At 66.5% G+C, this 6,656-nt stretch carries 6 protein-coding genes and 1 pseudogene; 2 read left to right on the top strand and 5 right to left on the bottom strand.

The annotated features are described in order from the left end of the window. The first annotated feature begins 228 nt into the window (after positions 1-228). On the top strand, positions 229-1,482 hold the full coding sequence (locus tag ET989_RS14530; RefSeq protein WP_131170248.1) for an ATP-binding protein: 1,254 nt from the start codon (positions 229-231) through the stop codon (positions 1,480-1,482). Positions 1,483-1,577: 95 nt separating this feature from the next. Here ET989_RS14530 and ET989_RS14525 read toward each other — a convergent pair whose 3' ends face one another. Genes ET989_RS14525 through ET989_RS14515 form a run of 3 tightly spaced genes read right to left on the bottom strand, consistent with a single transcriptional unit; the run spans position 1,578 to position 3,114 of the window. After that, positions 1,578-1,922, bottom strand: coding sequence for a HepT-like ribonuclease domain-containing protein (locus tag ET989_RS14525; RefSeq protein ID WP_131170246.1), 345 nt, complete (start codon positions 1,920-1,922; stop codon positions 1,578-1,580). Beyond that, positions 1,909-2,205, bottom strand: a complete 297-nt coding sequence (locus tag ET989_RS14520) for a nucleotidyltransferase family protein (protein ID WP_131170245.1) — start codon at positions 2,203-2,205, stop codon at positions 1,909-1,911. The genes ET989_RS14525 and ET989_RS14520 overlap by 14 nt, the downstream gene beginning before the upstream one ends. A gap of 48 nt (positions 2,206-2,253) precedes the next feature. Beyond that, positions 2,254-3,114, bottom strand: coding sequence for a tyrosine-type recombinase/integrase (locus ET989_RS14515; RefSeq protein WP_241656376.1), 861 nt, complete (start codon positions 3,112-3,114; stop codon positions 2,254-2,256). 590 nt (positions 3,115-3,704) lie between these two features. Between ET989_RS14515 and ET989_RS14510 the strand changes: the two genes are divergently transcribed. Then, a complete protein-coding gene (locus ET989_RS14510) occupies positions 3,705-5,042 on the top strand; it encodes an ISL3 family transposase (RefSeq protein WP_206662400.1) in 1,338 nt (445 codons plus the stop codon). Positions 5,043-5,052: 10 nt separating this feature from the next. Here ET989_RS14510 and ET989_RS14505 read toward each other — a convergent pair. Next, a pseudogene (locus ET989_RS14505) lies at positions 5,053-5,388 on the bottom strand (ISL3 family transposase); the annotation flags it as partial. A gap of 668 nt (positions 5,389-6,056) precedes the next feature. Beyond that, on the bottom strand, positions 6,057-6,560 hold the full coding sequence (locus ET989_RS14500) for a HEPN domain-containing protein (RefSeq protein WP_131170240.1): 504 nt from the start codon (positions 6,558-6,560) through the stop codon (positions 6,057-6,059). Positions 6,561-6,656 lie beyond the last annotated feature (96 nt).

Here is a 6,656-nt window from a genome sequence, read left to right as displayed (position 1 = left end):
ATGTGCACGTCATCGAGCGGTTCAAGGGAAACAAGGTGCCCGGTGAGAGTCGTCGGCGTGAGGAATTGCATGGTCAACACCTACCGGATCGCGCGAGCTCTGGCTGCCATGCCGCCCCCGCGGCGGCCAGATGAGTGAAAGCGCAGCAGGCTCAATCCTGCAAGTCAGGAAGCTCAAATCTGCAAGTTGAGTGCCTCAGTTCTGCAAGGAACGTGACAGACTGTGGTCATGGACGCCACCGAACCCTACCCGCGGTCCCTGGAGGTAGCGGTACGCGATGCCCTCGCGGACACACCGGTGGTGGTCATCCAAGGTGCCCGCCAAGTGGGCAAGAGCACCCTCGCCCAATTGGTGGCCGCAGGTTCGCTGAACGTACGCCAGGTCACGCTCGATGACCCGGCCGCCTTGGCGGTCGCGGAGTCCGATCCCGCGTTCTTCGTCGAACAGGCCGGCCGCGGACTGCTCGTGATCGATGAGGCCCAACGCGCCCCCGGGTTGATCCTGCCGTTGAAGGCGTCGGTGGATCGTGACCGTCGCCCGGGCCGGTTCCTGCTGACCGGGTCCGCGGACCTGCTACAGGTCAAAGGGGTCGGCGACTCCCTGGCCGGACGCGCCGAAACCGTCGAACTCAAACCCCTGAGCCAAGGCGAACTCACACGCCGCAGCGACAGCGAAGACTTCGCGTCCTGGCTGCTGTCCGGAGCTGATACCGGAACCGGCCGCTTCCAGGCGCTGAACCCGGCCGTCGTGGTGACCGGCGGCTATCCCGAAGTCGTGCGCCGCACCCCCCAACGAGCGGGCCGTTGGTTCGACTCCTACGTCGAACGACTCGCCGACCACGACGCCCGCGACCTGCACCGCGGCGGCTACCCCGACCACCTGCGTCACCTCTTGACGCTCCTCGCTGCCGGCGGCATCCAGGAGCTGGTCAAAGCCAAGACAGCCCGCACCCTTGGTGTCGCCGAGAACACCATCGACACCTACCTGCGCCTGGCCGCCACCATGCGGCTCGTCGCGTCCCTGCCCTCGTGGGGTCGCAGCCAACGAGGACGCGTCGCCCGTCGCCCCAAGATCTGCCTCCACGACACCGGGCTCAGCGCAGCCCTCGCCACCTTCACCACCGCGCACGCCCTGACCATCGGAGGCCGCGAATACTACGGGGCACTGGTGGAACAGTTCGTGGCCCTCGAACTGGCCAAGCAACAGGCCTGGAGCAGCACCCCGTACTCCCTCTACCACTTTCGCGACCTCGACGGCCTCGAGGTCGACCTCATCATCGAATGGGCCGACGGACGCCTCCTCGCCATCGAAGTCAAGAGCAGCACCTCCATCACCGAGAAGGCCTGGACCAACCTCATCCGCTTCAAAGACCGCTTCCCCGACCGACACATCACCGGAGCCTGCCTCCACGCAGGAACCCAGACCGCCGTCATCGGCGGCTGGCTCCACATCCTCCCCATAACCGCCCTCTGGCAGCACTGATCTGGAAGCCCGGAGGGCGGCAGATGTGCGCGTTCTTCCTCCGCCACGGTGGTGGGTGAGGTCGTTCAGGTGCGGTGTGCCGACGGTGAGGCCCGCTACGGCTCGAGGGCGGCCGAGACTGCCTTGAGTTCGGCCGTGAAGGCAGGGAGGTCATGCTTGGCAGTCGTGTGCAGGATTTCGAGGTCGACAGACCAATAGCCGTGCACGATTCGGTTCCGTAGTTGGCTGGGCCTGGCCCAGTTCACGCTTGGGTATGTCATCTTGAATTCATCCGGCAGTTGCGCGGCGGCCTCGCCCAAGACAGTGAAGTTCCACAACAGCGCATCGCGAACCGGTCGGTCCGCTTGGATGTCGTCGACGTCACGGCCCACCACCAGACGCTGTGCTTCTTCGGCGGCATCGATCATCTCGCCGATCAGCAGGAGCTCACGCCGCGGCATAGAGCGGCTGCGCTTCCCGCAACACCTGGTCCTGCAGCCGAGCGTGCAACGCGCGCCGAGAAACGAGGTCGACCCGGCGACCGAGGACGGCCTCCAACTTCGAGGTGAGGTCCTCGACTTCCCAGCCCAGGCGAGCGCCGGGAGCCAACGTGTACAACAGGTCGATGTCGCTGTCAGAGTGATCGGTGCAGCGGGCCATGGATCCGAAGATCTCCAGACGGATGATGCCGTAGCGCTGGCACACCGCACCCAAACGCTCCACGTCAATTTCCGGCGACAGCATGCCTGCAGTCTAGGAGAGCACGCGACAATCCGGCCACCCTCCCCGGGGTCAGGTGCCGGAGGCCATGTAGGCGGCGAGGATGTAGTTGGGGTGCCGGTCCAGGTTCTTGCGAGCACGGTCGTAGCGCATCGTCGTCCTCGGATCAGCGTGTCGGGCGGCGATCTGCACGTCGCGGAGGTCGACGCCGGCGTCCAGCATGGTCGTGACGAACGTGTGCCTCAGCATGTGGGGGTGCATCCTGGGGAGCCGCACGCCGGCTTGGGCGGCGAGCTGCTTCAGCCGACGGGTCGCGGCATGCCGGTCCATGCGGGTCCCGCGGATGGTGCGCAGGACGGGGCCGTCCGCGCGTCCGCCAACCGCGCGTTCGATCGCCCGCTGGACGGCGGGTGGGAGGGGGGTGAGGACGACCTTGCCGCCCTTGCCCCGGACCTTCAGGACGCGGTGGCCGTGTTCCTCGCCGAGGTCGGTGATGTTGGCGCCGCAGGCTTCGAAGATCCGCAAGCCGAGCAGCCCCAGCATGGTCACCAAGGCGAAGTCGTTGGTGTTCGTCGACGTGCGGGCCGCGCTGAGCAGGGCTTCGAACTGCAGGTGCGACAGGCCGAGCGTGGGTGACTCAGGTGGCACGTTCGGGCGGCGCACGTAGTCCGCTGGCGACTGCGGCAGGACCTGGTCGATGACGCACGTGCGGTAGAAGCCGACCACGACCGACACACGCCGGCTGACCGTGGACGGTTGCAAATGGCGCACTTCCTGCATCCAGCGGACGTACAGCTCGATCTGGGCGCGCTGCGCCTTCAACGGGTCGACACCCCGTTCCCGGCACCACACCAGGAACGCGCGCAGGTCCGACTCGGTGTGCACCAGGGTCTGCCCCCGATACCGGGCCAGATAGGCAGCGACCGCCTTCACCAAAGGATCAGTGGCAGCGTCGATGAGAACGGGAAACAGGACAGGCTCGAGACTGGTCATACCCGATGCTGCAACCGACCAGCAGCCACGCGCCAGCGGCACGAACGACGCCCCAGGAGCGGCATGTCTGGACGCCCCTCATCAAGCAACGAAGAGGACGATGGGGAATGTCCTGGACTGTCCCATGCCCACATGGGGTCAGCGGGGCGGAATTCCGTGCCGACTCAACCCCTCGCTTCGGAGAGCCTCCTTGACTCCGTCGCGGACAGCGGCTTTCACCACGAAATACAACAGCACAGCGCCAAGCAAGAGTGGAAGAAGCACCAGCAAAATGGAGAGCAACTCAGACCCAGTGAATGTCACGGGCTCAGGCTATCAGCGCCACAAGCGCCCTCTTGCCACCGCCAAGGGCGACTCGCTGTCATCCAGAGCCAGCACTGACTGGGTCGATGGTGTTCCGCTATACAGGCTCTTCATACCTGCGGTGGGTGGGGGGCCGACACGCCGAGTGAGGCTGGTCTGCTGAGGTGGGGGTCGGGGCCCTCAGGATCAGGAGTTACCAAGCTTCTTATCCACCGAGGACCCCGACTGTGTCTGAGCCTACGGCGTGTGCTGCGCGCTGCCCCCATGACGACGCCTACTGCGACAACTGTGACCGTCTCGTCGGCCTGCCCGGCGTGCACGTCATCGATGTGGACCGACGACCTGCCGGGCTGGTGGTCGAGGTCGAGTCCCCACCAGCGGTGATGGGCTGCCCGACCTGCGGGGTGGTGGCCCGCAACCATGGCCGACGGACGGTCACCTTGGTCGACATCCCCTGCTTCGGCGCCCCGACACGCGTGCGTTGGCGCAAACGCACGTGGACGTGTCCCGAACCGTCCTGTCCCGTAGGGGTGTTCACCGAGCAGGACACCGGGATCGCCAACCCGCGGGCGATGCTGACCACCCGGGCGTGCCGCTGGGCGACCGAACAAGTCCGACGCGAGCATGCCAGCATCGCCGGACTGGCTCGGCAGTTGGCCACCACGTGGCGGACCGTGTGGACCAGCATCGAGCCGATCCTCGCCCGCGCCGCCGCCGACGAGTCCCGCTTCACCGGGGTTACCACCCTCGGGGTGGATGAGCACCTGTGGCACCACGTGAGCCCCCGCAAGCGCGGCCCCAAGGAGCTCACCGGCATGGTCGACCTAACTCGTGACAAGGACGGACGCGTCCACGCCCGGCTGCTCGACCTGGTCCCCGGCCGCTCCGGGACCGTGTACAAGACGTGGCTCGACCAACGCGGCAAGACGTTCAAGGCCCGCGTCGAGGTCGCCACCCTGGACCCGTTCCATGGCTACAAGAACGCCATCGACGACAAACTCGCCGACGCCACCGCCGTGCTCGACGCCTTCCACGTGGTCGCCCTGGCCGGCCGGGCGGTCGACGAGGTCCGTCGCCGGGTGCAGCAGGAGATCCACGGCCACCGCGGCCGCTCCGGCGACCCGCTCTACGGGATCCGCAACATCCTGCGCTGCGGGGCCGAGCGGCTCACCGACAAACAACACGCACGCCTCGCGGCGGCGATCGCCGCCGATGAACGCCACGACGCCGTCCACATCGCCTGGCAGTGCGCCCAACGCGTCCGAGCCGCCTACGCCCACCCCGACCCGGCAGCCGGCCGCCAACTCGCCGAGCAGGTCGTCGACGGCTTCCCGTCCTGCCCCATCCCCGAGATCGCCCGCCTCGGCCGAACCCTGAGACAGTGGAAGGACGCGTTCCTGGCCTACTTCGACACCGACCGCGCCAGCAACGGCGGCACCGAGGCAATCAACGGGCTCATCGAGCTCCACCGCCGCATCGCCCGAGGGTTCCGGAACCGAGAGAACTACCGGCTACGCATGCTCCTCGTCGGCGGCGGACTCACCCTGGACCCACCGCAGGTATGAAGAGCCGCTATACAATGCTTTCCAACGCCCACCGCAACGCCCGCCGGGACAGCTTCGCCCGCGGTTCGGCGGCCTTGCTCATGTCTTGGCGCCACACATGACCGCACTCACCACACCGGTAGCGGCGCACCGTAACCACCAGGAGGGTGGGGCGCCACCCGAACGGCTCATGGGCCAGGCGCCGGACCACGCTGCCACGCGGGATGCCCTCACCGCCACACCGACGGCACCACTGGTCGGGGTCGACGACCCGGCAGGCGAGGAACTGGCCGACGACCTCCAGGCCGAGCTCGTCAAGGCGGGTGAACGTGGTCAGGTCAGGACGAACGAAGGTAGCGTGGGGCACGTCGAGGTCTTCCAGATGGGCAGTGTGAGAACTTCCATCTTCGGGAGACCTCGACCCTCAACCGCGGACCGACGCGCCGCCCCAGATCACCCCGCCTCTACACCCTCAACTGTGATGAGCCCGTAAACCAGCAACATCAGCTGTCCGCTGAGAGCCAATCAGACCAAATCGGGACTTTCGGACACCTCCGCAACACTGGCCGCATGTCGTCCCCGAACCTGAGATGGAATGGTGAGCAGCGCCTGGTACGCCGTGACGCCAGCCGGTGACTTGTGGGCAGAGCTGGATGTGAAGTGATCCTGGTTACGGCCGTCTGATGTTCTGGCGCCTGGACTACCGGTACGACGACGAGGAACACGAGGGAGCGAGTTCGCGGGACGTGAGTTGGGGCGGTTGCTCGACGGGGTGACGACCATCGCCCTAGGAGACGACGAGTTGCACGGTGCGCTGCGACTCCCCCGACCCTCGGCCCCGCCGTGGTGGTAGAACGCGCCGGCTCGCATGGTTCGGTGCCGCTCCTCCAGGCCGGTGCTGTCTACTGCGGGCACGGATCGCTGCGACCGAGTCTGGCCATACCCGGAGACGCCTCGTCTGGAGAGGGGTTTCCCTAGGGTTTGGCCGAGTGCTTGGCTAGAAGTCGTTCCTGGAGAGCTTCAGGCCCCCGGGTGTCAGGGCTCAAGCGGTGGTCTCGTCGCGCCGTACCCTCGCGGTGCACCATGGACATCACCGCATGGGAGGAACGGCGTTGTGGCAAGCCAAGAGGATTCTGGACTCCTCTCAATCCGCCAGGCTGAACTTCGAAGCAGCGGATCCCTGCCCAAGGTGGCCGTCAGGGACTCCGGCTTGACGCCGATCTCCAGGCCGATCCAGAACCGGAGCACGAGTAGGTTTCTGCGGAGCGTGTCGACTTGGGTGAGGGTGTCGGGCGTCGCCCGGTCGGCATGCTTGGCCCCCATGTAGCAGTCAATCGAATCCTGGATCCACTCGTCGGTGTCCTCGAAGGGCTTGACGGTCATGTCGTCCAGAATCTTCTCCAAGGCGTCCCGGTAGGTCAGCTGGCGCCGGGTGTTCAACCCGGTGCCCCCCTTCTTCTGTACCACGATCTGGTAGCCGAGGTTCTCCAGCGCGATGCCGCTCTGGACTAGGGCGTGTCTCGTAACCGTTGGAGCCATCTGATGATCGCGTTCAGGACCGCGGCCCCGCGGTAGACGATGCCGAGTTTGTCGTAGCGGGTGGCGAACCCGCGCCATTGCTTGCCGTGGTTGAAC

Origin of the sequence: Propioniciclava sinopodophylli (assembly GCF_004324755.1) — a bacterium.
GTDB classification, from domain to species: domain Bacteria; phylum Actinomycetota; class Actinomycetes; order Propionibacteriales; family Propionibacteriaceae; genus Propioniciclava; species Propioniciclava sinopodophylli.
The sequence above is the reverse complement of the archived record's forward strand: the minus strand, read 5'-3'. Positions and strand labels throughout refer to the sequence as shown.